The 26,825-nt window shown below is 45.2% G+C and carries 21 protein-coding genes; 3 read left to right on the top strand and 18 right to left on the bottom strand.

Annotated features, from left to right (window positions below):
• Positions 1-3: 3 nt before the first annotated feature.
• Positions 4-840 (bottom strand): MerR family transcriptional regulator, encoded by an 837-nt coding sequence (locus ACPUYX_RS00425; protein WP_426377782.1) that lies wholly within the window; start codon positions 838-840, stop codon positions 4-6.
• Between the two features lie 355 nt (positions 841-1,195).
• Here ACPUYX_RS00425 and ACPUYX_RS00420 point away from each other — a divergent pair, with 355 nt between their 5' ends.
• Entirely contained in the window at positions 1,196-1,759 is a 564-nt protein-coding gene (locus tag ACPUYX_RS00420; protein ID WP_426377781.1) for a hypothetical protein, read from the top strand.
• Here ACPUYX_RS00420 and ACPUYX_RS00415 read toward each other — a convergent pair.
• The 11 genes from ACPUYX_RS00415 to ACPUYX_RS00365 all read right to left on the bottom strand — a co-directional run bounded on the left by ACPUYX_RS00415 (position 1,756) and on the right by ACPUYX_RS00365 (position 15,486).
• The gene (locus tag ACPUYX_RS00415) at positions 1,756-1,947 is read right to left on the bottom strand and encodes a hypothetical protein (RefSeq protein WP_426377780.1); all 192 of its coding nucleotides are present in this window, start codon (positions 1,945-1,947) and stop codon (positions 1,756-1,758) included. The genes ACPUYX_RS00420 and ACPUYX_RS00415 overlap by 4 nt on opposite strands.
• Before the next feature lie 128 nt (positions 1,948-2,075).
• A complete protein-coding gene (gene cimA, locus ACPUYX_RS00410) occupies positions 2,076-3,680 on the bottom strand; it encodes a citramalate synthase (protein WP_426377779.1) in 1,605 nt (534 codons plus the stop codon).
• Between the two features lie 637 nt (positions 3,681-4,317).
• On the bottom strand, positions 4,318-4,950 hold the full coding sequence (locus ACPUYX_RS00405) for a redox-sensing transcriptional repressor Rex (protein ID WP_426377778.1): 633 nt from the start codon (positions 4,948-4,950) through the stop codon (positions 4,318-4,320).
• Positions 4,951-5,148: 198 nt separating this feature from the next.
• Positions 5,149-5,841 (bottom strand): SPOR domain-containing protein, encoded by a 693-nt coding sequence (locus ACPUYX_RS00400; RefSeq protein ID WP_426377777.1) that lies wholly within the window; start codon positions 5,839-5,841, stop codon positions 5,149-5,151.
• A gap of 193 nt (positions 5,842-6,034) precedes the next feature.
• The gene (locus ACPUYX_RS00395; protein ID WP_426377776.1) at positions 6,035-7,042 is read right to left on the bottom strand and encodes an anion permease; all 1,008 of its coding nucleotides are present in this window, start codon (positions 7,040-7,042) and stop codon (positions 6,035-6,037) included.
• Positions 7,035-7,661 carry a DUF47 domain-containing protein gene (locus ACPUYX_RS00390; protein WP_426377775.1) on the bottom strand — a complete coding sequence of 209 codons (627 nt, stop codon included), beginning with the start codon at positions 7,659-7,661 and terminating at the stop codon, positions 7,035-7,037. The genes ACPUYX_RS00395 and ACPUYX_RS00390 overlap by 8 nt, the downstream gene beginning before the upstream one ends.
• Before the next feature lie 184 nt (positions 7,662-7,845).
• Entirely contained in the window at positions 7,846-9,171 is a 1,326-nt protein-coding gene (locus tag ACPUYX_RS00385) for a bifunctional folylpolyglutamate synthase/dihydrofolate synthase (RefSeq protein ID WP_426377774.1), read from the bottom strand.
• 22 nt (positions 9,172-9,193) lie between these two features.
• Positions 9,194-11,860, bottom strand: coding sequence for a valine--tRNA ligase (locus ACPUYX_RS00380; RefSeq protein ID WP_426377773.1), 2,667 nt, complete (start codon positions 11,858-11,860; stop codon positions 9,194-9,196).
• A gap of 334 nt (positions 11,861-12,194) precedes the next feature.
• Positions 12,195-13,592, bottom strand: a complete 1,398-nt coding sequence (locus ACPUYX_RS00375) for an FMN-binding glutamate synthase family protein (RefSeq protein ID WP_426378290.1) — start codon at positions 13,590-13,592, stop codon at positions 12,195-12,197.
• 317 nt (positions 13,593-13,909) lie between these two features.
• On the bottom strand, positions 13,910-14,440 hold the full coding sequence (locus ACPUYX_RS00370; RefSeq protein ID WP_426378289.1) for a nitroreductase family protein: 531 nt from the start codon (positions 14,438-14,440) through the stop codon (positions 13,910-13,912).
• 134 nt (positions 14,441-14,574) lie between these two features.
• A complete protein-coding gene (locus ACPUYX_RS00365) occupies positions 14,575-15,486 on the bottom strand; it encodes a TIGR04086 family membrane protein (protein WP_426377772.1) in 912 nt (303 codons plus the stop codon).
• 170 nt (positions 15,487-15,656) lie between these two features.
• On the opposite strand from ACPUYX_RS00365, the gene ACPUYX_RS00360 reads away from it, so the two are divergent.
• Together ACPUYX_RS00360 and ACPUYX_RS00355 are read left to right on the top strand one after the other, a co-directional pair.
• Positions 15,657-16,394: a LysM peptidoglycan-binding domain-containing protein gene (locus tag ACPUYX_RS00360; protein ID WP_426377771.1), complete on the top strand. Its 738-nt coding sequence runs from the start codon at positions 15,657-15,659 to the stop codon at positions 16,392-16,394.
• Between the two features lie 144 nt (positions 16,395-16,538).
• Positions 16,539-17,417 (top strand): DMT family transporter, encoded by an 879-nt coding sequence (locus ACPUYX_RS00355; RefSeq protein WP_426377770.1) that lies wholly within the window; start codon positions 16,539-16,541, stop codon positions 17,415-17,417.
• Here the strand turns inward: ACPUYX_RS00355 and ACPUYX_RS00350 are convergent.
• From ACPUYX_RS00350 to clpX, 6 genes are all read right to left on the bottom strand, one after another.
• Positions 17,383-18,381 (bottom strand): sodium:calcium antiporter, encoded by a 999-nt coding sequence (locus ACPUYX_RS00350; protein ID WP_426377769.1) that lies wholly within the window; start codon positions 18,379-18,381, stop codon positions 17,383-17,385. The genes ACPUYX_RS00355 and ACPUYX_RS00350 overlap by 35 nt on opposite strands.
• 305 nt (positions 18,382-18,686) lie before the next feature.
• Positions 18,687-19,496, bottom strand: a complete 810-nt coding sequence (locus ACPUYX_RS00345; protein WP_426377768.1) for a ParA family protein — start codon at positions 19,494-19,496, stop codon at positions 18,687-18,689.
• Between the two features lie 793 nt (positions 19,497-20,289).
• Positions 20,290-20,880: a ribosome biogenesis GTP-binding protein YihA/YsxC gene (gene yihA / locus ACPUYX_RS00340; RefSeq protein ID WP_426377767.1), complete on the bottom strand. Its 591-nt coding sequence runs from the start codon at positions 20,878-20,880 to the stop codon at positions 20,290-20,292.
• Positions 20,881-20,904: 24 nt separating this feature from the next.
• Positions 20,905-23,325 (bottom strand): endopeptidase La, encoded by a 2,421-nt coding sequence (gene lon, locus ACPUYX_RS00335; RefSeq protein WP_426377766.1) that lies wholly within the window; start codon positions 23,323-23,325, stop codon positions 20,905-20,907.
• Between the two features lie 72 nt (positions 23,326-23,397).
• Entirely contained in the window at positions 23,398-25,143 is a 1,746-nt protein-coding gene (gene lonB / locus ACPUYX_RS00330; protein ID WP_426377765.1) for an ATP-dependent protease LonB, read from the bottom strand.
• A 402-nt stretch (positions 25,144-25,545) separates the two neighbouring features.
• Positions 25,546-26,811 carry an ATP-dependent Clp protease ATP-binding subunit ClpX gene (gene clpX, locus ACPUYX_RS00325; RefSeq protein WP_426377764.1) on the bottom strand — a complete coding sequence of 422 codons (1,266 nt, stop codon included), beginning with the start codon at positions 26,809-26,811 and terminating at the stop codon, positions 25,546-25,548.
• Between the last annotated feature and the right edge of the window lie 14 nt (positions 26,812-26,825).

The following is a 26,825-nucleotide window of genomic DNA, read 5'->3' as shown; positions in this document are numbered from 1 at the left end:
AGTTTAACCCTCCTGTTCAATGGGAATCACAATTTCCGTAATGTACTTATTGGGATTTCCTTTAAAGACTAGACCAGGTCCTTTATGGTAAATCTCTCTCGAAGGCAATATAGACTTAAGTCTATGTTCTTTTGCATAATCCAACACAGCTTTGTAAGCTAAATTTAAAGTTTCATAAGTACCGACATGAATGGTGCAGATTGCTCGTATTTTGGGCAACAGCTTTGCTACAGTCTTCTTTCCGGCCACCATCCCTTTAGTAGGAACGCAGAGTTCAATATCAGCCTCTTCCTTAAAATCGTCATCGTAATAGCAGCAAAACGGTTCTCCGGAAGTTTCTCCTTTAGCCTCTTGATAGATCATGCCTATGTATTTACCAACATCGCTATACTTTCCTTTAAATCGAATAGCTGCAACTGTCAGTGCATTGAATTCTTTTAACTCAATTTTGTAGTTCATACTACCTGCCTCCACCTTTTTCGGCTGAAGGAAAAGGTCAATTTTACTAATCAGTTCTTTTCCTTTATTGATCTGTTCAGCAATCATTTCTTTCTTCTCGGATAAATAATATGATAAATCATCATGGCTATCACAATTGGCAATGATATCTCTAATTTCTGAAATAGAAAAATCTAAATTACGTAATAAAATAACAACCTTTGCTCTTTCAAAATCATTGTCATCATAATAACGATAAGCGTTTTCTGCACGGTAAGACGGCTTCAAGATATTCTGTTCATCGTAATACCTCAAGGTCTTAACCGTTAGATTTGTAATTTTTGAAAACTCACCGATTTTATAAATGACCTCACCTCCTCGTAAGCAGTATAAACCCTCCATTGCAAGGGATAGTCAATAGGCCTTTCTGGAATCTTTGCTTTATATGCCTTCACCTAACCAGGATAAACCAACTATCGGGTATACCTGGTTCAAAATCACTTTGTTCTCTGACGAATTCCACTACTTGTTCAATTGTGAAATCTACCCATAATTCACTTTGATATAGCGCAACTTTGGGATTAGTCCTATACCGAAAAAACCCCTCAGCATCCGTTTCTTTAAATTCCTGTGCGACCAATACCCCTAGACAAATGATAAATGATTATGGAAATAGCTGTTTGAAAAATCCACAATGCAAATTTCCAGTATCATATTTTTCAACCTGGAAACTCTAACTAAAAGGAGTGTGATAAGGTTGAAAAAAATAAACGATAGAATTTTCCTTGGAATGTTATCCGGTATGGTTGGTTTAATCGCTTTAATGGTCACTGATAATATCTCGTCAAAAATGAGAATTTCACAACGATCATTTGCAACGACGGCTGCTGGCGTGTGGGTATCTTCTCGAAGACAAGCGGAAAAATGGCAAGGACAACTTCTTGGAACATTAATGACTATAGGATTAGGCATGGTCGGTGGTGTTTCAGCGGTTAAACTGTTAACTACTTATGGTCGTGACAAATTAGTTCCTAAAGGTATTTTTTTGGGAGTTACGTTTGGGTCGGTGATAACAGCTATGCTTAGCGGCCTTGCTCATAACAAAGTTAAACCCAAAGATGCTAATAGTAATCTTTCATATCTGATATCTCATGCAATATTTGGTTTAGCAACAGTAATAACAGCTGCTAAGGCAGGTGATGATTCTTTGTTTGACGCTCCCCCTAAAAATGATTACTTACAATCAACAGAACAAACAACCGAGCAAATCATAGGGGCGAAAAATGATGACATTCAACCTCTCCAGCCTATATATCATTAATAAAATGTTTTGGCACTCATACAAAAAATCGTATGAGTGCCTTCTTTAATAACAAAGCCAAGAGGGTCGCAATTATACGGCGTGAAGCCTCTGCGGGAATCGCAGCCAAACTCGGCTTTAAATTCTCTTTCATCAGTGGGGCGGGAAACAGGACGTTTCCCGCCGGCCTTGCGACAGGGATGTCGCATAGGCCGGGCACCCCACCCACTTGCATCAAGAATTTAAAGCCCTAGTTTGGCGCGACGACCGCATGGCCGAACAAGTATAATGCGACCCTCGGCAGAATAAGAGACCCTTTAACAAACCCCAGCAGGGCTTAAACCCGCGCCCGACGCGCCCCCTCATCAAACTTCCAAATCGTCCAATTAATCGCATCAAGCAAAGCCTGCGCACTGGCTTTAAGAATATTATTGGAAACCCCAATCGTCCCCCAAACCTCGTGCCCCAAACGCGTATCAATAATAACCCGAACAATAGCCTCAGTCCCTCGCGAACCATCCAAGACCCTAACCTTATAATCCACCAGTTCACTCTCCGCCAGAATCGGAAAGAAACTTGCCAGAGCCTGGCGCAGCGCCGAATCCAGAGCATTCACAGGACCATTTCCTTCTGCGGCAATTTGCACAGTTTGTTCCCCAACTTTGACCTTCACAACAGCCACTGAATCAAGTTCACCGCGCAGCGGATCACTCCAGACATGATAATCTAAAACTTCAAAGGGAGATGTAAAACGATTTAAGGTGCGGACCAGCAGCAAATCAAGACTTCCCTCAGCAGCCTCGAACTGGAACCCATTGTTCTCCATGTCCTTAATCTCGAGCATGGCCTTTTCCACCAAGGGATCTTCTTTAACAATATCCGGATCAAAACGGCGCAGCCGTTCAAAAATATTCGCTTTCCCCGCTTGATCGGAAATCAAGATTCTCCGTTCATTCCCTACTTCGCCCGGATCCATGTGTTCAAAGGTCCGATGATTCTTAAGAATCGCATCGACATGCATCCCGGCTTTATGAGCAAAGGCGCTGCGGCCCACGTAAGGCTGCTTCTCGTCAAAGGGCGCATTGGAAAGCTCTGCGACAAAGCGGGAAAAGGGGGTGATTTTGTGCAATGCGGAATCCGGAAGAACATTATAGTTTCCCTTGACTTGTAAAAGGGGAACTAAAGTACTTAAATTGGCGTTTCCGCAGCGCTCACCGTATCCGTTCCAGGTTCCCTGGATTTGAGTTACCCCTGCCTCTACGGCCACCAGAGAGTTAGCCACTGCTAAACCGCTGTCGTTATGAACATGAATTCCTAACTCTTGCGGCGCAAATTCACGCCTTACCATTTCTACTCCCAAGGCGATATCCTTCGGCAAAGAACCGCCATTCGTATCACATAAGATAGCTATGGAAGCTCCGGCTTCAAGAGCCATCTTAATACACTGCAAAGCATAGTCAGGGTTTTCTTTAAACCCATCAAAAAAATGCTCAGCGTCAAAAAAGACATCATGTCCTTGTTTGACTAAAAAGGAAACAGATTCACTAATCAGGCGCAGATTTTCCTCCAAGTTCGTCCGTAAAACATCGCGAACATGCAGATCCCATGCTTTTCCGAAAATAGTAATAGTTTTAGCCCCGGAAGCCACCAACTTAAGCAGAATCTCACTGTTTTCCGGCGCTTCATTCACTTTGCAGGTACTTCCAAAGGCAGCAATATGTGTCATAGGAACCTCTTGTTCCTTGAGAAGCTGAAAGAAATTATCATCTCTGGGATTAGCTCCCGGCCATCCTGCTTCGACAAAGAGACTGCCCATTTCCCCGATCCGCTTGACATAACTCAGCTTATCTTGTGTCGAAAAATGAATCCCTTCTCCCTGCGCACCATCTCTCAAGGTTGTATCATAGATTGTAATTTTTCTTTTGACCCCATTTTGATCCATTTTTCCCCTCCTGAATTCAAAAGTAAACCAAATGGTATCTGAAAGCCCCGCAGCCGTTCCTAAGAACTTCCACAGGGCTTTTGTCCCACACGGTGTAGTTGGGTATTATCCAACCTGTGTTGCTCGGTCCAGACCCGTACGGCGGAACCCTTAACACACTTCTTGCATTCTATTATATGACACAAACCCCTTGATGTACAACAGTGCATTTTCCATTACAATAATCAATTACGAAACAATAGCAGAAATTTCATAATCCTTGCGCCTAATTTTGTATAATTATTTTATTAAAGGACAAGCATATTTATTTAAATAGTTAAGTTAATTATTTTTTTAATTTGCATAAATCGATTTTCTAAGGTCAATTCACCGGCGCTTAAAAAGCAGAATCTAAAACCAATTAACAAGGAACTCATTTTCTTTGAAGAAACAACAATGAGAACGGTCTATGCCTATTTAAAGGCATTTGACCGAACTCATTAGTTAGCAACTATTTTCATATGAGGCTATTCCATTAGTTAATTCATTATAGTCAAGTTCCTATAGTGAATTAACTATAGGAAATTTCCCTTGAGTTAATCCCGATAGTTAATTTCTCATCGTTATTTCTTAGCAGCATAGTTCCTTATGCATGACTCTAGAATCTTTGAGCTCCAACGTTAAAGGTAAGTACTTCAAGGTTAACAGCAAGATCCACATTCCTCAGTTCAATCTCAGGCGGAACATTCAAGACGACAGGTGCAAAATTTAATATTGCCTGCACACCGGCCTTAATAAGTTTATCCGCAATTTCCTGAGCGACAGACGAAGGTACGGCTATAATACCGATCTGGGTTTGATTTTGCCTCGTAACTTCTTCAATCTCTTGAATTGGTAAGATTTCAACGTCACCGATTTTAGTTCCTATCTTGCTAGGATCCGAATCAAAAATACTGGTAATGATGAACCCCCGCTCACGAAAACCTTTGTATGAACTTAACGCCAAACCTAAGTGCCCGGCACCGACCAAAGCAACGCTCCAATCAACACTTAACCCAAGAATCCTTAAAATATGCTGACGAAGATCTTTGACGTTATATCCTACACCCCTTGTTCCAAACTCTCCGAAGTAGGCAAGGTCTTTCCGGACTTGTGCGGGGCTGACGCCGACTCCTTCCGCGATATCCCCTGATGAGGTGGTAATTATTCCTTTTCTATCGACGTCTGTCAGATGTCGTGAGTAAACTGAAAGTCGAATAATGGTAGCCTCTGGGATTTTAAGCGTTTTCAATAAGTTCCCTCATTTCTCATCTGATATTTAAATCAAATAAACTTAATCGGTTAATACTTAGATAATTATAAGATAGTTATGTTAATTATATCACTATTAATAAAAAACGCAAATAGTTCCATTTTATAATCTTCTGACTATTAGTCATCGCCCTTAATACTCTCCCTTTAGCATTTTTTAGCTTATATCTTATAGTTATTATTTCCCAGAAAACGCATTTATAATCCTCGTGGCGGCAAAATATAGAGCCAATCCTAAAAGCTGCTGATCTTGCGGATCATTCTTCGACCGAAGCAAATTATAGAGATTATGAAGCTGAACTAATTGGGTAGGGGAATGCTCTCCAGCCAGACTATTCCATAGTTCGAGTTCCTGAGCTAAGCGTTGAGAGCAGATTCCTTCCTGCAAGAGAGCATTGACGTTGGTCAGGAGTTCTATCGTCAGACGAGAGCCATTTCCTAAAACACGAAACGTCCGCTCCGGAAGTTCAACTTGTTTAATCACAGCGGGAATACCCCTGGTAGCAAGAGCTTCTTTAACACCGCTTAATTCCTTTGCCGTATGGCCAAAACCGATAGCGACAATCCAAGGGTTCCTGCTGATAATGCCACCCGCATTTGCTAACTCCTGAAGCTGCTTAAGGCAGGACTGAGCATTTTCTTCACTCTGAAAAACACCAATTTGGCAGGTCCAAAAGGTTGCTTTGGGCAGCACCAACGTGTCGGCTTGATTTTTTATTTGACTGTCAGATGTGGTTTGGGGAATGCTTACCTTTGCCGAATGTTCTACAAGTTCTAAATAGGCCTTTCCGATTCCCCAGGTCAGTAACCCCAGAGCCATCATCGCCAAGAGCACCAACGTGAGAATACGCAGCCGCTGAAAATAATTCATCCTTCTACTCCTCCCGTAGGGTCCGGACAACCCTTCTACCGGAAGATATGTAGCAAAACCGAAAAATAGACTCCAAAATTCAAAAAGGGGCTGCCGCAAACTCTTAACAGTTTACGGTACCCCTCTTTAGCTTCGTTATCCCCATCTTAGACCCTCACTTCTCCAAGTGGGAGTTATTACTTCGATTTCACTCCTACATAATTCTAGAAACGATAAGATAGTATAGGGCAGCTATCAGCGAAGTTGTGGGAATTGTCACAATCCAAGCAATCAGCATTTGTTGGGCAACGCCCCAACGCACAGCCGAAACCCTTTTGGCACTGCCGACTCCCATAATAGAACCGGAGACAACATGGGTCGTCGAAACCGGAAGGTGAAGACTTGGAAATACAGTCGCCGTCCAGATGACAATTGAAGAGCTCAGATCGGCAGCAAAGCCGTTAATGGGTTCCAGTTTAAAAATTTTCCCGCCCATGGTATGAATGATTTTCCAGCCCCCGGCAGCCGTCCCCAGAGACATGGCCAGAGCACATGCCAGTTTAACCCAAAGAGGAGGTGCCAGAACTGTCTGAGCCTGAATTCCAGTGGCGATGAGAGTCATAGTAATAATCCCCATGGATTTTTGGGCATCATTGGAGCCATGATTAAAGGCCAACAAGCCTGCAGAAAGAACCTGCATTTTCTTGAATCCATGATTGACACGTGACGGTGATAATTTACCAAAGGCCATACTTAAGATTTTCATAATGATAAAGCCTAAAATCATACCAACAATGGGAGAAAAGATCAAGGCTGCCAGGATCTTGCCTAAGCCATCCCAATGCAGAACAGCAAAGCCGGCTTTGGCGGCAGCAGCACCGGCAACACCTCCCACGATAGCGTGAGAAGAGCTGCTGGGAATTCCTAAATACCAAGTTACAAGATTCCAGGTAATAGCGCTTAGCAAGGCAGCAATAATGACCTCTTGGGTTGTTAACTTGGGCGAAACAATATCCTTGGCAATCGTCTGGGCGACTCCCGTGCTGACCAATGCTCCCAGCAGATTAAATGCCGCAGCTAAAACAACGGCATGCTTCGGACTCAAAGCCCGAGTTGATACGCTGGTGGCAATGGCATTTGCTGTATCATGGAATCCATTAATATAGTCAAAGCATAAGGCCAAAAAGACAACAACTACTAATAATACGCCAATATTAGTCATATTTGAGAACCACACTTTTTAGAAGATCGGCAATAGATTCACAATGATCTAACGTCGTTTCGATATGCTCAAGAATCTCTTTCCATTTAATAATCTCTATGGGATCCTTTTCAAATTCAAAAAGTCGAGCCACTTCCTGGCGATAAAGTTTATCTCCCGCGCTTTCCAGATGATAGATTTCCTCCGCTGCGGCAAGGATCGTGGTCTTTTTGAAATGAATATTGCCTAAACAAGAGAAGGCTGATTGGATTTGCTGTGTTGCCAGTTCCACTAAATGAACAAGTTCTTGGGCACCAAGGGAAGGCTTTCCGGTTCGGTAGAGAAGCATGCGTTCCACAGTACCTTCGGCAAAATCAACGATATCATCCAGTACTTGAGCGAGTTTATAGATGTCTTCTCGATCCAGGGGTGTGATAAACGTAGAATTAAGACGTTCCATGATTTGATTGGTTATATTGTCCGCTTCATGTTCAAAACGATGCATTTGAGCCGCATCTTCCGAGGATACTGAGTCTTGCTGCATAATATCCTGGAGTCTCTTTAGGGTCTTGGAAACGATTTGGGTACTTTGAGTGAAAAGCAAATAGAATTTATCTTCTTTAGGCGACAAACCGAACATACGAAATAACCCCCAACGTATTTTTTTCAGCTCCCTAGAAAACGCAAACTATTTCATGTCATTCCAGGGAGTATTGTATCAAATCTTTGGGGGTTTGTGTAAAAAATATGTTAAGTTTTTCGAAAGAGTTTCCAAAAAAGTGACTTTTGTTAGGATTTTAGGCCTTTATGATGTTAAGAAAAAATTATCGTTTCTTTAACTCCTCAATTAAGGCTTGACGAGCATCGGCAAGCATGTAAAGTGAACCTGTAACACAGAGCATATCCTTTTCACCCAGGCGGCTTAGGGCATAAATAACCGCCTCTTTGGGATCTTCAATACATTGAACGGGACGGCCGTGCTTTTCGGCCAGCCTCCCCAGAGACGTCCAATCTCCGGCCCGCGGAGAATTGGGGCGGGTGACAATTATCTCCTCAGCCATGGGCACCAGCATATCCACAACCTTTTCCCGCTCCTTATCGGCCAGCATGCCGAAACAAAGGATGAGGCGTTCCCGGGAATAGAGGGGCAGGGCTTCCGCCAAAGCTTGAGCCCCATCAACATTATGAGCCCCATCTAAAAGAATTTTAGGTTTAAGGGAAAGTAATTCTAAGCGTCCGGGCCATTCGACATTGCGCAGGCCCGCATAGATAGCCTCCCTCGGAATTGTTACTCCGTAATTGCTCTGCAAAAGTTCGCAGACGGTTACAGCTGTTGCGGCATTACGCAGCTGATGAAGACCTATAAGGTGAAGACGCAATTTGTAATACGTCGAGTGCAGGCCCACCAGGTCAAATTCCTGTTCCAGTTCACCGCTCCAAATGCTCTCCCAGTTGACATCTTCGCCAACCAGGTATAAGGGCACGCTGTTGGCCTGTGCCGTGTCACGCAGGACTTGAATAACATCAGGGTTTTGCGCAGCCGTTACCACCAAAGACTCCGGTTTAATAATTCCGGCCTTGACGTTGGCAATGGATACCAGGTCAGAGCCCAGATAATCCATATGATCCATGGCGACATTGGTAATCACAGAAATCAGGGGGTTTACTACATTGGTGGAATCTATGGCCCCGCCTAAACCGACTTCTATGAGAGCATAATCAATTTCTTCTTGAGCGAAGTAAAGGAGCGCCAGAGCAGTGCTCACCTCAAATTCTGTGGGATGCTCAAACCCTTCTGCCACCATCGCCTCCAAATGGGGACGAAGGTCATCAATGATCTGGATCATTGTTTCTTTGGGAATCATTTGCCCGTTGATTGTCATACGCTCACGATAATCGTGGAGATGAGGCGACGTAAAGACACCAACCTTATAGCCTGCTTCCCTTAAGATCCGGGCAATCATCACTGTCGTTGAGCCTTTGCCATTGGTCCCCCCCACATGGACGACGCGCAGTTTCTTTTCCGGGTTGCCTAACCGTTTCAGAAGCTCCCGGATTCTGTCCAAGCCAAAGTTCATCCCAAATGTTGTCAGGTTGACAAGGTAATCAAGACTTGCTTGATACGTTTGCTCAAGTTCCATTGATTTCATCTCGTTTTCCCCCTGTAACTTATTAACTCTGCTGCAATTCCTTTAGACGCTCTTCTAAAGCAATTTTGCGAGCAGCTAAACCTTCCGCTCTTTCCCGCTCTTTAGCCACAACAGCTGCCGGCGCTTTGCCGACAAAGCCTGGGTTATTAAGCTTCACTTCCAGTACCTTCTGTTCAGAAACCACGAGAGCGATCTCTTTCTCTAAACGGGCCACTTCCTTATCCAGATCCATGAGCCCTTTTAACGGGAGATAAATTTCCACACCCTCTAAAACAGCGCTGGCCGCTTGTGAAGGTTTTTCGGCCGCAGCTTCGAGCAGTTCCACACTCGCTCCTCCGGCAAGCTTTAAGATATCTGCTTTTCCCCGTTCCAAAACCTGACGCTGGCTGGGATCGGCGGCCAGGATCAGAATCTCCACTTTCTGGCCGGGTGAGACTTTCATTTCAGCTCGGATATTTCGTATGGCTTTAATAGCATCCATCAAAAGCGTCATGTTTCTCACAGCATCTTCTTCATGATAAGCCGGTGCCTCAGGCCAGGACTGCATCATAATGCTGGCTCCTTCAACAGGAAGGTTCTGCCAAATTTCTTCTGTCAAGAAAGGCATAAAGGGATGCAATAAACGCAATGTCCCTTCGAGGACTTCCAGGAGAATAGATTGGGCGGTATGACGGGCAAGCACATCTTCTTTGTTATAAAGGCGGGGCTTGCTGAGTTCAATATACCAATCACAGAATTCATTCCAAATAAATTCATACAGAATTCGGCCAGCTTCACCGAGATCGAAGGATTCCAGGGCTTCTGACGTTTTCTCAACGATGGAGGCGTAACGGGTCAAGATCCAGCGGTCTGCCAGGGTAAGCTCTCCCCTTGGACCAACCTCGTAGTCTTCTAAGTTCATGAGCACAAAGCGGGAAGCATTCCAGATCTTATTGCAGAAATTCCGGGTTGCCTCCAATCGTTCCGGATGAAAGCGCAAGTCGTTGCCCGGAGTATTGCCGGTAATCAACATAAAGCGCAGGGTATCGGCTCCATACTGTTCAATAACCTCAATCGGGTCAACACCGTTGCCCAGGGATTTGCTCATTTTTCGGCCTTTAGCATCGAGAACCAAGCCGTGAATCATTACCTTCGGGAAAGGCACTTCTTTCATGAACTCCATAGCCATAAAGATCATGCGCGCGACCCAGAAAAAGATAATATCCCTGCCGGTTACCAACACCGACGTCGGATAAAACTGCTTCAGTTCCGGTGTTTTTTCCGGCCAGCCCATGGTGGAAAATGGCCATAGTCCTGAGGAAAACCAGGTATCTAAAACATCAGGATCTTGCTTGAGATGAACTCCTCCGCAAGAAGGACAGCTTGTGGGGTCTTCCTTCGAACAGATCTCCTGACCGCAATCGTCGCAATACCAAACCGGAATGCGGTGTCCCCACCACAGTTGACGGGAAATACACCAATCACGAATATTTTCCATCCACCCGAGATAAATCTTATCAAAGCGATCCGGCACAAATCCTAAACGCCCGTCCTTAATGACCTCAATGGCCGGCTTAGCCAAAGGCTCCATTTTCACAAACCATTGTTTGCTGACCATGGGTTCGATAACTGTGGCACAGCGATAACATTCCCCGACAGCATGAGCATGGGCATCGATTTTAACTAAAACACCCAAGGCCTTGAGATCCTCGACGATCACTTTGCGGGCCTCAAAACGGTCTAACCCTTGATATTTCCCGGCGTGCTCATTCATTTTGGCTTCTTTGTCCATCACGGCAATTTGAGGCAATTGATGGCGCAGACCAATTTCAAAATCGTTGGGATCGTGGGCCGGGGTTATTTTCACGGCACCGGTGCCAAACTCCCGATCCACATACTCATCGGCAATAATCGGAATTTCTCGTCCCACCAGCGGCAAGATCAAGGTTTTGCCGATTAAATGCTGATAACGCTCGTCCTCTGGGTGAACAGCCACTGCTGTGTCTCCCAGCATCGTCTCCGGTCTTGTCGTGGCAACAATTAAGGTTTCATCACTATCTTTTACAGGATAGCGTAAATGATACAAGTTTCCTTCGCTGTCCACATGCTCAACTTCAATATCCGAAATCGTAGTGTGGCATTTTGGACACCAATTGACAATATAATTTCCCCGGTAAATCAGCCCCTTTTGATACAACGTTACAAAGGCTTCTCGAACCGCCTGGGAACAGCCTTCGTCCATAGTAAACCGTTCCCGCTCCCAGTCACAGGAAGCACCTAACCGGCGCAGTTGCTGGGTAATCCGCCCGCCATACTGATTTTTCCATTCCCATACCCGATCTAAAAATTTCTCACGTCCAAGTTCCTGCCGGTTCGTCCCTTCTTTGACGAGCTGAGCTTCCACTTTGGCCTGCGTAGCAATCCCGGCATGATCCGTCCCGGGCAGCCAAAGGGTATTAAAACCGCGCATGCGCTTATACCTTGTTAAGATGTCCTGGATCGTTCCATCCATGGCATGGCCTAAGTGCAGAGCACCTGTAACGTTCGGCGGCGGCATGACAATACTAAAAGGGTTTTTCTTCTCATCAACCTCCGAATGAAAAAATCCGTTTTCCTCCCAAAATTGATACCATTTTCCCTCAACTTGACTTGAATCATAGGCCTTAGCCATTTCTATTTTTTCCGATTTTTCATTAAGAATTTCATCCATAATGTGCCAAACTCCTTCCTGCATTGTTGAATTAAAAAAGCCTTTCATCCTGATAAAGGACGAAAAGCGATCGTGGTACCACCTTAATTTAGTGAAACAACCTTAAAGTCATTGTTGGTTTCACACTCATTGTTTGTCTAACGGGTTTTCCGTCAGAGAGTACTCCATTCCCCTCTGCCCCTCCTGTGCGACCCAAGCGCTTCTCCGTAAAGACCTCTCAGCTCATAGTCTTTTTCTCTGGACGGTATCCTGATGCTATTCCTCACAATCATCGAGTTTTAAACAATATTTGATTTGAATACATTATACTCAGCCGAATGACTATTGTCAAAATTTATGAATTTTGAAATGTATAAGCAGGTTTTACGCCGGTGACTTTGGCCGTCCACTCGTCCAAGGCAACCAAATCATTAGGACCAAGCTCAGCCAACGCTGTTTTTCCCAAAGCCCGTACACCCTCCTCCATTTCCTTGGTCATCGACTTGAAAACATTGGCGACACTTTGGCTGGCCAAATTAATATCCAGGCGGTCTTTATAAGGAGAATTGTACCAGACCAATTGAGTTAAGGGTTCCCAAGGGAGAACCTTATGAACCTGGCGATGGACTAAGGCAAATAAAGGCACCGTTCCCAAATAAACGGCGTCGGCTCCCAGGGTTAGGGCCTTCAAACATTCTCCGCTGGTAGCATACCCGCCGGCAACCACTAAGCTAACCTCTTTGCGTGCTCCCTGTTCCACTAAAAATCGTTCCGCCCGCACCAGGCCGAGCAAGCTGGGGATTCCTAAATCGTCGCAAATCATGGGGGAAGCACCGGAAGCTCCCCCCTGTGCCCCATCGACAACGATCACATCAAAACCTGCCTCTAAAGCAACTGCTAAATCCCTTTCAATTGCCCCTGTCGCCATAATCTTTAAAGCAATGGGTTTCCCCCCCGCCTGAGCCCTCAGATCCTCCACGTACTTAATCCAGTCCCAAGGGCTTTGGATCCCCGGGATAACTGCAGATGTAACAACGGATTCAACGGGCGAAATTCCCATCAGTTTTTGGGCTTTGCCTTTAACAACACACGGATCTACGGTAAAAGGGCCCATACGTGCCCCTTGGCCCATTTGAACTTCAAGCATATCAGCAGCCGCAATGGCCTCCGGCGAATGTCCCCATGGACTTCTGCTGATTTGCCAGATAAACTTTTCTGCCTCTTGCCGTTCTTCCGGCAAATAGGGGCCCTCGCCGGAATTAGTGGCCGTCTGAAGCTGCTTGGAGGCCTTTGCCAAGGCCCGCTTAGCTTGTTCACTGAGGCCAATACCGTAGCCCATGCCGCTGATCATGAGCGGAATTTCGATGGTTAACGGTTTTTGAGCCTTAGGTCCAAGAGTGACCTTCATATCGACAGGAACGTTACCCTCTTTAGGCAGCCGGGCCATCTGACCAGGAACGAACATCAACGTATCAAAATGAGGCAGACGCTTAGGGGACCCCAGTGGCCGCTCGATAAGACCGCCTTTTTCGGCCCGTAAGCTGATTTCCACGATGGTCTGGACTGAGGTCCGGCGAACCGCACTCCAGAGTTCCATTAGATTCTCGTGATACTTATCTTGAAGCAGCCTATCGATCACCAGGCCAAAAAGCCGCTGTACGATGGTGCGAAAAAACCGTTTTCCTGTAAAAAACATCAGCACCAGAAGCAAAATTCCCGCCAGGAACGCTCCCAAGGCCGAAAGGACAATAATCAGCAGAGCAGTCTGCAGCAACAACGACAATCCCCCATCTTTGCAAATATGTTACTATCTTAGAGTAGTCTGCACCACAAGTTAAAGAATATTCGCTGAACAAAATTGTATCCAAAGTGGAGTCTTACGATTGGATAAAAAAAGAGGCGGACATTAGTTCCACCCCTTGACGTTATAAATTAATTTACTTATTTCAGAATTTACTTTTAAGCATTTACTTATTTTATTTATTTGAATTTATTTCATAACTGGTTTTTTCATCGAAATAATTCAATTATCCATTTATCCCACATATTTAGCTTCTTTATTACTTCGAGTTATTTTTGGCCCCACTTGCCATGGAAAACAATCTCCTCCATAGCTTTGCGGGGGCGCAGGCGGCGTTCTTCTGCAGCATATCCCAGGGGAGTCATAGCCAGCACACGAACATTTTCAGGAATCTGCAAAGCTTCCCGAACCTTTTCCTCAGTAAATAAGCCTTGCCAACACGTCCCCAGCTCTTGTTCCGTCGCTGCTAAAACCAGATGTTCCATAGCAAGGCCTGCATCCAGCATCATAAAGTCCTTGCCTTCCCAGATTTCTGATTCCTTAGGCACTGCACAGAGTACTATAACGATGGGAGCCCCCGTTAACGCCTTTCGTCCGGGATTTGACTCTCCCATACAGTCGGCAAGGGCTGCTCTTCCTGCTGCCTCTTCCACAACAATAAAGCGCCAGCACTGCATGTTCTTCCAGGAAGGTGCCAAGCGAGCCGCTTCCAGAACATACTCTAATTTTTCCTTCTCCACCGGCGTATCTTTATAAGTACGCAAGCTCCTGCGGGTCTGAGCTAATTCAAGAAAATTCATCATTAATAGTCTCCTTTTTCTGCTGCTTACACTCTAATGATTTTATTATTCTCAATTTCGAGTTCTTCTTTCAGAATTCTCTTTAATATTTAGGATTCCTTCCCCCGCAAGGCCCTTTGGGAAATTTTATTTTGTCATTCCCACCACGGCTTTTCATCCTTCGCAATATGAAAATTACCTTTCGTATTATAATGATCACCTTTTACAGGATCATCCTTCCCCTTCTTTTCATCCTCTAGCTCCCTATCCCAAGGCCATTCAATCTGCGAATCAGGGCGCGAATCCAATGTTGAATTCAGTGAATCTATTTCGAAATTTGAAACTGATTTTGAATTAGATTTTGCGTCTGATTTAATATCTCCTTCCAGATCAAATATTGAATTATCCAACATTAAATCCGAATCCGGATTTGGCTTAGAATTTAACAAAAATTTAGAACCGGAACTTGAACTAGAATCAGAATTTAACTTAGAATTAGACGTTGTACTTAAACCAGAATTAAAATCCTCTTGATCCGAGTTCATAAACCAATCATCAGTGTCAAGACTGCTGCCGGCGGCCGAAGATCCCTCCCGGCTATGCAGATCATCGTTCACATCCCAATCAAGATCGCTGCCCGTCGGTTTTTCACTGCCATATCCGGCATAATACGGCCTATAGTTGGTATTAGCTTTTCCTCCGCTCCAAGAACTTCTAACGCTTCCCTTCGAACCTCCTGCTCCAAAAGCCCCTGCAATGATGCCTAAAATTGCTCCTTCCCCCAAAATCTGAATAAAACCCCAGACCCGAATCGGAAGAAACAAAGCCAACAACAGAGTCCCAACAGTTACATAGCCAAAGCCTGTGATCCCGCCCATTATCCATTCTCCGCTTTCCCGCGACGTACGATAGCCGCCTATCAGGCAGCTTGCCAAGAGCCCAATATCTACCAGATTGGAAACACTCAGTCCTCCTAACCCCATGGTTCCCCACAGCATTCCGGCAACAAGGGTTAACAGGGTAACCAGCAAAGCCGTTGTAATCCCCCTCAAAACGCATGAAAGCATGAATAGATCCCTCCTAACATTATGAATTTTTCAGCCTTGAAACACTCTTATCTTTCTATAACTACGCTGAACCCGTCCCATACATTCCATCTATCTCCATAATTATCCATTACCACGCACCCTAGCTGGCGAATATAGTGTATTATGCCGTAGCAAAAGGAGGAGTCCTTATGGATTATGCACGTTATGTTGTGCGAGCAGGGGATACCATTTATAAAATCTCTAAAGCATACTCAGTTGAAATGTCTGAGATTATTCAGCTCAATCATTTAAAACATCCCGATCGTATTTATGCCGGTCAAATACTATTGCTTCCAATTACAAAAACTCTAGAACAAGTACCGGGAGAAATACCTGAGCCAAATTTTACATATGCCATTTGGCTCTACGATGCTTATGCCGGTACAGATTCGGAACTAACCGCTATTACCACATATCTTTATCAGGCCGTATTGCTTGATCGTCCGGAATTTGACGCCTTATTAAGGCCTATCGCTTATGATGAACTCCGCCATTTGGAAAAGCTGGCCCTTGCTTTACGACATCTTGGTGTCGATCCCAGGTACGGTGCCTTAAGCAGCGGTCACTGGGTTGACTGGCGGTCCCGTTTTATCAACTATACTAGTGAACTTTGTGCACTCCTTGACGCAAATATTGAAGACGAAGCCAAAGCCCATCATCTCTATCTTGAACTGGCCAAAAAAATCCCCATCCCGGAAATCCAGGAAATTTTAACAGAAATAGCATGCGATGAAGAGCGACATTATTATCTGTTCTGCCAAGCAAAGGAACAATTCTGCAGTAATTGCGCTTGCCCGCCTCCGCCCCCTTGCTCTCCCGATCCCGCTTATACCCCTTCTGAGGACCCGCCGGAACAATCGGGGCCCCCTGATGGAGCCCGAGGCTAACTTTTTCTTTTCAGTTCCGGCAAGTTCCGCTATACTATAATTGCGTGATTATCAGGCAAGACAATCTGTAACAGCAGAAAGGCCGTTGCGTCTCAATACGCCGCGGCCTTTTCATTTTAAAGCATGTAAAGGGGCTGAACCGACTTGAAGATAACTCGTACTCAAGGGGCTGATTTTTCGTTACTGCTCGTGGCTTTCGTTTGGGGCTTGACCTTTGTCGTCGTTAAATGGGCTATCGCCGATCTGCCGCCCTTTCCCTTTCTCGCAATACGTTTTTTTCTCGCCTTCATTAGCTTGTTGCCTTTCCTCTGGCTGCAAAGAGCTCATATCTCCAAAAAAAATATCCTCAAAGGAATGGCCGTCGGCGTCTTTCTTGCTTCCGGCTACATATGGCAAACCATCGGCCTGCAATACACATCTGTCTCCAACGCCGGTTTTATAACAGGACTTTCCGTCGTCATAGTCCCTACCTTAGTCACCATAACAACAAAGAAAATTCCTCGTCCCAGTTTGATCCTGGGAATCTTAAGTGCTCTAGTCGGCTTAGCCTTACTCTCCCTGGGAGACCGTTTACAGTTTAACAAAGGGGACCTTATGGTTCTGATCTGCGCCGTCAGCTTTGCCTTGCAGATATTCTTTACCGGACGTTTTGCCCCCGACACCAATGCAACCGTACTCGCTGCTTTTCAAATCCTTACAGTCAGTATCATAAGCACTATTTTCTCCCTGATTTTACCCCAACCCCCACTGCATTTCACAATGGCAGCCTGGTCAGGACTGCTCATAACTGCCATCCCCGCCACCTCCCTTGCTTTTTTCGTCCAATCGAAAATGCAACAATTCACAACCTCCACCCATACGGCTATTATCTTCTCGATGGAACCCGTCTTTGCCGGCCTAGCGGCCTATTTCATGGCTGGAGAAGTACTCACCCTTAAAGGCTTAATCGGGGCAGGATTGGTCCTGGCAGGCATGATTATCGCTGAATTCAGCGGTTCGGAAAGCGCAGCACCGTCAAAATAAACATCAGATAAAAGACTCCTCCCATGAGAAGACCCGTGGGATGAATAGCTCCTTTGCGGCGAAGCGAAAAAACCGGAATCATCGCTGAGCCAACCGCCAAAAAAGCACTCCAAAGAGCTAACGTATCTAATTTCCAGGAGGTCAAAGCAATGCCAATAGCGGGAATAACGGAACTTTGGAAAACCATCGCTCCTGTTAAATTCCCCATAGCCAAGGTATCTTTACCGCGCATAATCCAAAGGACACTGTTAAACTTCTCCGGCAGCTCCGTCGCCACAGGAGTTATAATCAAGGAAAGTACAAAAACCGGAATCCCCAAATCGGCTGCAATAGGCTGAACAGCATTGACAAAGCCATGGGCCCCAAAGACAATAGCAACCAAAGCCATGGTGATCTGCAGCAGAATAGCCGTCAGCTTAGGATCATCCGCTTTGCGCGCCATGTAAAGAGAGGCCAATTTTTCCTCCTTATGCCCGCCCCGATTGGAACGCAAGGTTAAAACAACGTAAATCACGTAGGCTAAAACCAAAGACCCGGCGGCAATAGTTTTGTAATTCTGGTTTCCTAAAAAGGACGCTAAAATAGCAATTGTAAATACGAAAAGAAAAAATTGCAGATCACGCTGCACAACCTTAGTATCAAGCTTTAAGGGATCATTGCTCCGGCGAAATAAAAGAGCAGCCAGTCCGGTTATAAAAAACGCCAACGTTGAGAGCATAAAAGGCGCCCCAAGAATCGCCCCAATCCCAATATCCGATCCCTCAGTTCCTTCCCGAAAACCAAGAAAAGCAATAACCGGAACAACCGTCTCCGGCAAAGCCGTCCCCACGGCCGCCAAAAGACTCCCCACAGCCCCCGCCCCAAGCTTCAGCTTTTGCCCCAGCCACTCAATACTATTCGTAAAAGCCTCCGCACCAACAAGAATTATCCCTAAGCTTAATACGAGCATTATGACATCCCTCAAGCCCTCTCTCCCCCTTCATCCCCGCTTAAACCCCTGAGACATTCCTCACTGTAACTATACGAGGTTGACTACATATTTATAACGAGAACTTTCAAGCATAAACAAGAAAAGCTCAACGATTGAAGTTGAGCCTTTTTATTGCCAAAGGCATGTCAAAGCATGTCAAAGGTGTGTCAAAGGGACGGTCCTCTTAACACGCCTTAACGTGTCAAAAGGACCGTCCCCCCGACTCTCCCTGACTTGATAGCAGTACTCAATGTGATGACACAAGCCAGACGTCTTTGCGTAAGAACTGCAACCTTCACTCAAGCTATGGAAAATACCTCTTTTACAAAAGAAAGATACTCCGGAGCATTTTTGATGTTAGGCAAACCGTTACTTTGAGCTATTCCATGCCGAATAGCCCGTTTGATCACAGTGTCAAAAACCTTTATATCCGAGTTTTCAGCAAAAGATTTCCGTAAATTTTGCAGCATTACATTATGAAGGTTCGTATAATCCTGAACCATTGTTGGTAATACCCCTAAAATATTTATCTTCGCGCCTTGTGCCCGAATACGCTTGACAAGGTTAATCGTATCATAAACGCCATCAATAGCTAAGCCCTCCGGAAGAGCAGGGATAATGATATCCGTGGATGCTAAAAGGGAATTCATCGTTTGCAGATCATTACTCGGTGAAGTATCAATTAATATATAATCATAGAAGGCTTTTATCTGACCAATTGCATTTTTCAAAAGATAATTAGGAGCAGGAAATCGCTTGTCATTAGAATGCGCCAACACCATCGGAGTTAGATCATTCAAAGAAGTGTTTGATAAGTACAAATCCACACCAAAGGCATTTTGCTTGATTTCGCTCATTTTTGCTTTACCAATTAAAACATCATAAATGGTTTTCTTTATATTAACTTTTTTAATCCCGAAGGAAAATGCGATGTGCCCTTGAGCGTCCATATCAATAATAGCCGTCTTATATCCGAGACTAACCAACCCTACGGCCATGTTTGTAACAGTAGCCGTCTTGCCAACTCCACCTTTTTGTGATGCAACGGCAATGACACGTGCAGTTTTTATCGCTTTCATAGATTTTCCTAATCTTCTATCCCTATTCATGCCACACATCCCCTTTAACAGTTGTATTACTGGTATATTTTACCATATATAAGGTCGAGTGTATATACTTGTTACTTTTAGTTAAAGGGAAAACCTGCATTCGGCAGATAATCTCTAAAGATTGATATGATAGAAGACCGAAAGACAATCAAAACCAGGCTTTTATTATCAGCATGGCCATAAACAATCCCTGTATAACAGACGACAGCACATAAAATGTGCCGACGCCAAAAGCGTGTTAAGGGGACCGTCCCCTTAACACGCCCCAAATTAACGTCAAAACAGAAGATGTAGCACAATCCTTCCAATATATCTCCCAAGTCGACTCCGAGACTGCTTCCGGAACACAAAACGTCTCCGCAGCCTCACAAGAACAGTTGGCTACCGCGGAGGAAGTTTATTCCTCAGTTAGCGACTTCCGGCAACGGTTGATGAATTAAATTCTATGGTTCAAAGGTTTAAAGTTTAGCTTAGGTCTTAGTTTTTTTCCAGGACATCAAAGTGATTACCTACTTTTAATGCCATCAGCACTTAAAGTGCTGATGGCATTAAATATCCTAAGGAACTATTTTTAGTGAACTCGTTCAGCTAAAGCTGAACATCGGAGCTTCAGATGGGGACTCTACCCCACCTGAAGTTACCAAAAGACCCACCCTCACTTACAAGAAGTGGGGATCTTAAAACCGGATAAATTTGTAAATCTTGCAATTAAAAGCCCAGTCGCTTGCTAACCCCCTATGTCAAAAGCGTGTCAAAAGGACCGTCCCCCTAACACGCTTGACTGAGGGCTGTGTCACACAAGTCCCATCTCGGAGAGGGATTCATTCAGCTCTTCCACCCCGGCCCCCGTCTGCGCAGAAAAGGGCAGAATCAGCGACGCGTCATCAACCTCCAGAGCCTTGGCTATAATCGTCAAATGCTTAAGCCACTGTCCCCGGGAAATCTTATCCGCTTTTGTCGCAACAACCATCGTCGGGACCTGCCTCATCCGCAGCCATTGATGCATTTCAACATCCTCGCGGCTGGGTGCATGCCGGATATCGACAATTTGAATCACAGCGCGCAGAGCTTCTCGCTTTTTGAAATAGTTTTCCATCATGGAGCCCCATTGGGCATTGACCGTCTTAGCCACTTTGGCATACCCATAACCGGGCAAATCCACGAGAAACCAAGCGTCATTGACACGGTAAAAATTAAGAGTCTGGGTCTTCCCCGGCGTGTTCCCCGTTCGCGCCAAGTTTCGCCGGCCTAAAAAGCGATTGATTAAGGAGGACTTGCCGACATTAGACCGCCCGGCCATGGCGATTTCGGGCAAACCTCCTGTTGGATACTGTTCATATTTAACTGCTGATGCCACATATTCGGCTTTGCGAATAACAATCAAAACCTCATCGTCCCTTTAAAAAAATTAAGACACTACCGGGCGCTCTCCTGGTCCGCTATCGCCCACAGGCACTCCCTTACCTCCATAAACAGTATGTCTTGAGTCCTTATTGTTAACCTCATCGGATTGCGCCAAAGGAAGCAGCGCTAGTTTCAGAACTTCTTCGATCCTGCTGACAAAGTGGAATTCCAAAAGTTTGCGAACCTTCTCCGGAACGTCTTCCATGTCCTTACGGTTCTCCTCAGGAAGCAAGACCACCTTTATTCCGGCACGATGGGCGGCCAGAACTTTCTCTTTCACTCCGCCGATGGGCAAAACATTGCCTCTGAGGGTTATTTCCCCGGTCATCGCCAAATCGGCACGAACGGCACGTTTGGAAAGAGCAGAAGCCATTGCTGTAGCCATGGTAATACCGGCTGACGGACCATCTTTGGGAACAGCGCCTTCCGGCACGTGAATATGAAGATCGGTATGCTCATAGAAATCCTGTTCAATGCCTAACTCTAAAGCATAGGCCCTGATAAAGGTCCAGGCCGCTTGAGCAGATTCCTTCATGACATCTCCCAGTTTCCCAGTCAGGGTCAAATTCCCCTTACCGGGCAAGGGAGTTACTTCAATAGTCAGCACAACTCCGCCGACTTCAGTAAAGGCCAGTCCCGTTACTGCCCCGATCTCAGGAGCTTTAGCCGCTACTTGGAAATGATAACGAGGTGCCCCTAAGGCATTCTCGATATCCTCGTGAGTCAAAGCATGGGATTCCCAGTCTTCCTTCACCACACGAACGGCAATCTTCCGACAGACATTAGCAATTTGCCGCTCTAAATTACGCACCCCGGACTCCCGGGTATAGTCCTGAATAAGTTTTAGCAGTATTTCCTCGTCCATGGTGAAAACTTCTTCCTTAACTCCGTGAGTTTTCATTTGTTTAGGCACGAGGTAACGCTTAGCAATATTAACCTTTTCGTCCTCGGTATATCCGCTTATCGAAATAACTTCCATGCGATCCAAAAGGGGGCGCGGGATCGTATCTAAAGTGTTCGCCGTTAAAACGAAAAAGGTCTGTGACAAATCAAAGGGAACTTCCAGATAATGATCTGTAAAGTTAGCATTTTGCTCAGGATCCAGCACTTCAAGAAGTGCCGATGCCGGATCGCCACGAAAATCCGAAGACATCTTATCAATTTCATCCAAAAGGAAGACAGAATTACGTGTTCCTGCTGTGCGAATCCCCTGAATAATTCGTCCCGGCAAAGCTCCGATATAAGTACGGCGATGTCCTCTAATCTCAGCTTCATCCCTTAATCCGCCCAAGGACATACGGACAAACTTACGCTCTAAGGACCTGGCAATAGATTTCGCCAAGGACGTTTTGCCGACTCCGGGAGGTCCCACTAAACAGAGAATCGGGCTTTTCATTTTGGGAGTCAGTTTGCGAATCGCCAAGAACTCTAAAATACGTTCTTTAACCTTCTCCAAGCCATAGTGATCTTCGTTAAGTATATCCTCAGCCTTTGCCAAGTCTATTTTATCCCTAGTGGTTTTGGTCCAGGGAAGTACCAGGAGCCAATCCAAATATGTGCGCACAACCGTACCTTCTGCCGAAGAAGGAGGCATTTTTTCCAAACGTTCAATTTCCTTTAACGCCTTTTGCTCAACTTCTTTAGGGCATTTGGCTTTGGCCACCTTTTCGCGGTATTCATCAGCTTCAACCTGACGCTCATCCTTATCGCCTAACTCTTTCTGGATCGCCTTAATCTGCTCTCGCAAATAATATTCCTTTTGAGCTTTATCCATCTGTTTACGGACTCGTAAACCAATGCGGCGTTCCAATTCCATAATCTCAATCTCACGCATGATAAGCTCTGTCAAACGTTCGATACGTTCGTCAATTTCTAAAGCTTCTAAGATCGTTTGCTTGTCAGGAACTTTGAGATTAAGATGCGAGGCGATTATATCCGTTAGCTGCCCCGGCTCTTCCACTGCTAAAACAGTTCCCAGAGTTTCAACAGGTACACGTTTACTGAGTTTGGCATATTCCTCAAATTGATGGGTCATTCCCCGAACTAAGGTTTCAGTTTCCGCTGACATAGCTTTCTTCTTCTCAGCTAATTCCTCAACTCGAACTTTAAAATAAGGCTCCTCTTGAAGAAATTCGAGCACATGACCTCGAGCGATCCCTTCGACTAAAACACGCATGGTGCCCCCCGGAAGTTTAAGGAGCTGTTTAATTTCCGCAACCGTCCCCATGGTGTACAAATCAGCCGTCGTAGGAGAATCAATTTCCGTCTCTTTTTGAGAGGTTAAGAGAATAATCCGATCTCCCAGCATCGCTTCTTCGATAGCTGCCATAGAACGCTCTCTGCCGACGTCAAGGTGAATAACCATATATGGAAAGACTAGAATTCCACGCAGCGGGAGTAATGGTAATTCACGCTCTTTGCTCATTAATATCCCCCCTAATAGATCTATAGAAAAAGACACACTAAAGCTAGTGTGCCAAACTTATCATTAACTATTCTAACATGTTTTGCCTCGTTCAGGCAAATTTACTGCGGCATTATTAACCACTTTATTTACCGCAAAATCTAAACAGCTTAATACTTCTTCAAGGGGCGGGCGCATTTCTGTTTTCTCCAGCTTAATCTCCGAACGAAGGGCAAGTTTCAAAACTTCAGAAAGTTCCTCAACTGGAATTATCTCAATTTCGCCTTTATATTCGGCAAAACGTTCCTGCCAATTTTCCTTGGGAATTAAAACCCGTTTGCATCCTGCCTGTCGGGCCGCTTCAATCTTGGCCGTAACCCCGCCGATAGGTTTTACTCTTCCCCGAATGGACAGTTCCCCTGTCATCGCCAGGTAATTATCCACGTTTTGCTGCAAGATTGCGGAAGCCGTAGCCGTCGCAATGGCAATCCCTGCAGAAGGCCCGTCTATGGGGGCCCCGCCGGGAAAATTGACATGAATGTCATAGTTGCCGGGCTGAATCCCCAATTGTCGTCTTAACACCGTAAGGACGTTTTCGACCGAACTGCGCGCCATACTTTTACGCCGAATCTTTTTCCCGGCATTTCCTTGTTCCTCTTCCTCAACAATACCTGTGACCAGAAGAGTTCCTGTGCCGGGAGAAACAGGCAGTGCCGTTACTTCAAGTTCTAAGAGAGCACCCATATTAGGGCCATAAACAGCAAGGCCGTTAACAACACCAACACCGGCTTCTGTAGGAACTTTCCTCTCGGGACGGGGAGTGTATTGTCCTGTCGTTACCACCCATTCCACGATTTCTACGTCAACTTGCTTCAGACAGTCTGTTAATGCGACCCCTGCAGCTAATTGGACCATATTGACCGCTTCTCGTCCGTTGGACGCATACTGTTTGATAACTTCAATAGCCTCGGGAGTAAACAATATATCCATTTTCGCTGCAGCTACGCGAGCAATCTCGGCGATTTCATCAGGAAGCAAACCGCGAAAATAAACCTCCATACAGCGAGAGCGTATGGCCGGCGGGATTTCCTCCGGGCTGCGGGTGGTAGCCCCAACAAGACGAAAATCTGCCGGAAGGCCATTCTGGAAGATATCATGAATATGCTGAGGAATATTTGGGTCCTCTGAACTATAATAGGCGCTTTCCAGGATTACTTTACGATCTTCCAGAACTTTCAAGAGCTTATTGATCTGAATTGGATGAAGCTCGCCAATCTCATCAATAAATAAAATGCCTCCATGAGCTTTGGTCACAGCACCCTGTTTGGGTTGAGGGATCCCGGCTAAACCCATAGCCCCAGCCCCTTGGTAAATAGGGTCATGAACTGAGCCAATCAAAGGATCAGCGATCCCCCGTTCGTCAAAGCGTGCTGTCGCCCCGTCAATCTCAGTGAAGCAAGCATTTTCATTAAACGGAGACAGGGGATTTTTCTTAGCCTCTTCTAAAATCAGGCGCGCCGCCGCAGTTTTTCCGACGCCCGGAGCTCCATAAATCAAGACATGCTGCGGATTAGGACCGCAAAGAGCCGCTCTCAAGGCCTTGATTCCTTCTTTTTGCCCGATGATCTCGTCAAAATGTGCAGGGCGAGTTTTTTCAGACAAAGGCGTTGTTAAGGCAATTTTGCGCATCTTCTGTAGTTTTTCAAGTTCTTTACGTGATTCGCGTTCAACGGAGATTTTATTCCCCTGTTGTGACTTGAGCATTCCCCAAAAATACAGCCCGATGACAACAGCGAAAACCAACTGAACGACCATGACTATTCCGCTCAGTCCACTCATATACTCATTCCCTCTCAGTTTTTTCTCACTGATAGTATTGCCAGCAGGCTGAAATTCAAACATATTCTTTCACAAAGTCCGCAAAATTAGTAACTCGTCAACTAAAACTGAACACTAGTGTATCGGTAACGAAAGCGCCTAGCCCATAACAAACTCTATCGCGCCGAAGGATGGACTCAAACCCCACTGAAAGAAGGTATAGGAATCACTCCCACTTGTAGTTGTAAAAGGGGAGCCTGGAGTCTTACGATTGGACAAATACCTTTACAGCCCTGCGAAAACATTCGCATTCTCATAAAAAAGGCTGCAATAAAACTGGAAGAACCAGTTTTATTGCAGCCTCAACGTTCTTAAAGAATATTAATCTGTAATAGCTTGATTAGCTTGTTCAAGCTTTGAATATTAGGCAGATTCTTCTTTCTTACCTTTTTTTACCTTGTCCGCCACGACGAGCACCGGCTCTTCCTTCTTCTGAACCACTTCTTGGGTAACGACGCACTTCGTAACATCTGTGCGTGAAGGAAGATCATACATGACGTTAAGCATAAGCTCTTCCACAATGGCTCTTAAGCCCCGAGCTCCGGTATTGCGGCGTATCGCCTCACTGGCGATGGATGTAAGAGCTGAGTCTTTAAATTCCAGCGTAACACCATCTAATTCCATCAGTTTTTGATACTGTTTAACCAAAGCATTTTTCGGTTCTGTCAGAATTCGAACCAAGGCAGCTTCATCTAAAGCTTCCAACGTTACGATGACCGGAAGACGTCCCACAAATTCGGGAATAAGACCGTACTTTTGCAGGTCAGCGGGTAAAATTTGTTTAAGAACTTCCCCAATTTTCATATCCTTTTTATTTTTGATATTAGCCCCAAAACCCATGGTTTTTTCGCCGGCACGGTTTTGAATAATCTTTTCGATGCCATCAAAAGCTCCGCCCACAATAAACAGGATATTTGTGGTGTCTAACTGGATAAATTCCTGATGAGGATGCTTGCGCCCGCCTTGCGGAGGAACACTGGCAACAGTTCCCTCAAGGATCTTGAGCAGCGCCTGCTGAACGCCTTCGCCGGATACATCTCTGGTAATGGAAGGATTTTCAGACTTACGGGCAATTTTATCGATTTCATCGATATAAACGATACCTTTTTCAGCTTTTTCGACGTCGTAATCAGCAGCTTGAATTAATTTCAAGAGAATATTTTCGACGTCCTCACCTACATAACCGGCTTCAGTAAGCGAGGTGGCATCGGCGATAGCAAAGGGAACATTAAGAACCTTAGCTAGAGTCGAGGCCAGCAAAGTTTTTCCCGAACCCGTTGGGCCAAGCATAATAATATTGGACTTCTGTAGTTCTACATCATCAATTTTCATGCCAAGATTAATACGCTTATAATGATTATATACCGCTACGGAAAGTGCCTTTTTCGCTTCTTCTTGACCAATAACATATTGATCAATAATAGCCCGGATTTCCTTAGGCTTTAAGATCTCACCAATTTCAACGCCGAGGTCGTCTGTGAGTTCTTCCTCAATAATTTCATTGCAAAGTTCAATACATTCATCGCAAATATAAACACCCGGGCCGGCAACCAGTTTCTTGACTTGTTCCTGAGTTTTACCGCAAAATGAACACTTCAGTTGATTTTTGTCGTCGGTGTACTTTGCCATCCTCTCACCTCTAT

Origin of the sequence: Desulfosporosinus sp. SYSU MS00001 (genome assembly GCF_049943955.1) — a bacterium.
Taxonomy (GTDB): Bacteria; Bacillota; Desulfitobacteriia; order Desulfitobacteriales; family Desulfitobacteriaceae; genus Desulfosporosinus.
This window is presented reverse-complemented; position numbering and strand designations above follow the sequence as displayed.

Excerpts from the sequence above, each read along its gene's own strand:
- ACPUYX_RS00425 (WP_426377782.1), bottom strand. The coding sequence starts at position 840 with ATGGAGGGTTTATACTGCTTACGAGGAGGTGAGGTCATTTATAAAATC.
- ACPUYX_RS00415 (WP_426377780.1), bottom strand. The coding sequence starts at position 1,947 with ATGCGACATCCCTGTCGCAAGGCCGGCGGGAAACGTCCTGTTTCCCGC.
- cimA (WP_426377779.1), bottom strand. The coding sequence starts at position 3,680 with ATGGATCAAAATGGGGTCAAAAGAAAAATTACAATCTATGATACAACC.
- ACPUYX_RS00400 (WP_426377777.1), bottom strand. The coding sequence starts at position 5,841 with ATGAATTATTTTCAGCGGCTGCGTATTCTCACGTTGGTGCTCTTGGCG.
- ACPUYX_RS00395 (WP_426377776.1), bottom strand. The coding sequence starts at position 7,042 with ATGACTAATATTGGCGTATTATTAGTAGTTGTTGTCTTTTTGGCCTTA.
- ACPUYX_RS00390 (WP_426377775.1), bottom strand. The coding sequence starts at position 7,661 with ATGTTCGGTTTGTCGCCTAAAGAAGATAAATTCTATTTGCTTTTCACT.
- ACPUYX_RS00385 (WP_426377774.1), bottom strand. The coding sequence starts at position 9,171 with ATGAAATCAATGGAACTTGAGCAAACGTATCAAGCAAGTCTTGATTAC.
- ACPUYX_RS00380 (WP_426377773.1), bottom strand. The coding sequence starts at position 11,860 with ATGGATGAAATTCTTAATGAAAAATCGGAAAAAATAGAAATGGCTAAG.
- ACPUYX_RS00370 (WP_426378289.1), bottom strand. The coding sequence starts at position 14,440 with ATGAATTTTCTTGAATTAGCTCAGACCCGCAGGAGCTTGCGTACTTAT.
- ACPUYX_RS00365 (WP_426377772.1), bottom strand. The coding sequence starts at position 15,486 with ATGCTTTCATGCGTTTTGAGGGGGATTACAACGGCTTTGCTGGTTACC.
- ACPUYX_RS00360 (WP_426377771.1), top strand. The coding sequence starts at position 15,657 with ATGGATTATGCACGTTATGTTGTGCGAGCAGGGGATACCATTTATAAA.
- ACPUYX_RS00345 (WP_426377768.1), bottom strand. The coding sequence starts at position 19,496 with ATGAATAGGGATAGAAGATTAGGAAAATCTATGAAAGCGATAAAAACT.
- lon (WP_426377766.1), bottom strand. The coding sequence starts at position 23,325 with ATGAGCAAAGAGCGTGAATTACCATTACTCCCGCTGCGTGGAATTCTA.
- lonB (WP_426377765.1), bottom strand. The coding sequence starts at position 25,143 with ATGAGTGGACTGAGCGGAATAGTCATGGTCGTTCAGTTGGTTTTCGCT.
- clpX (WP_426377764.1), bottom strand. The coding sequence starts at position 26,811 with ATGGCAAAGTACACCGACGACAAAAATCAACTGAAGTGTTCATTTTGC.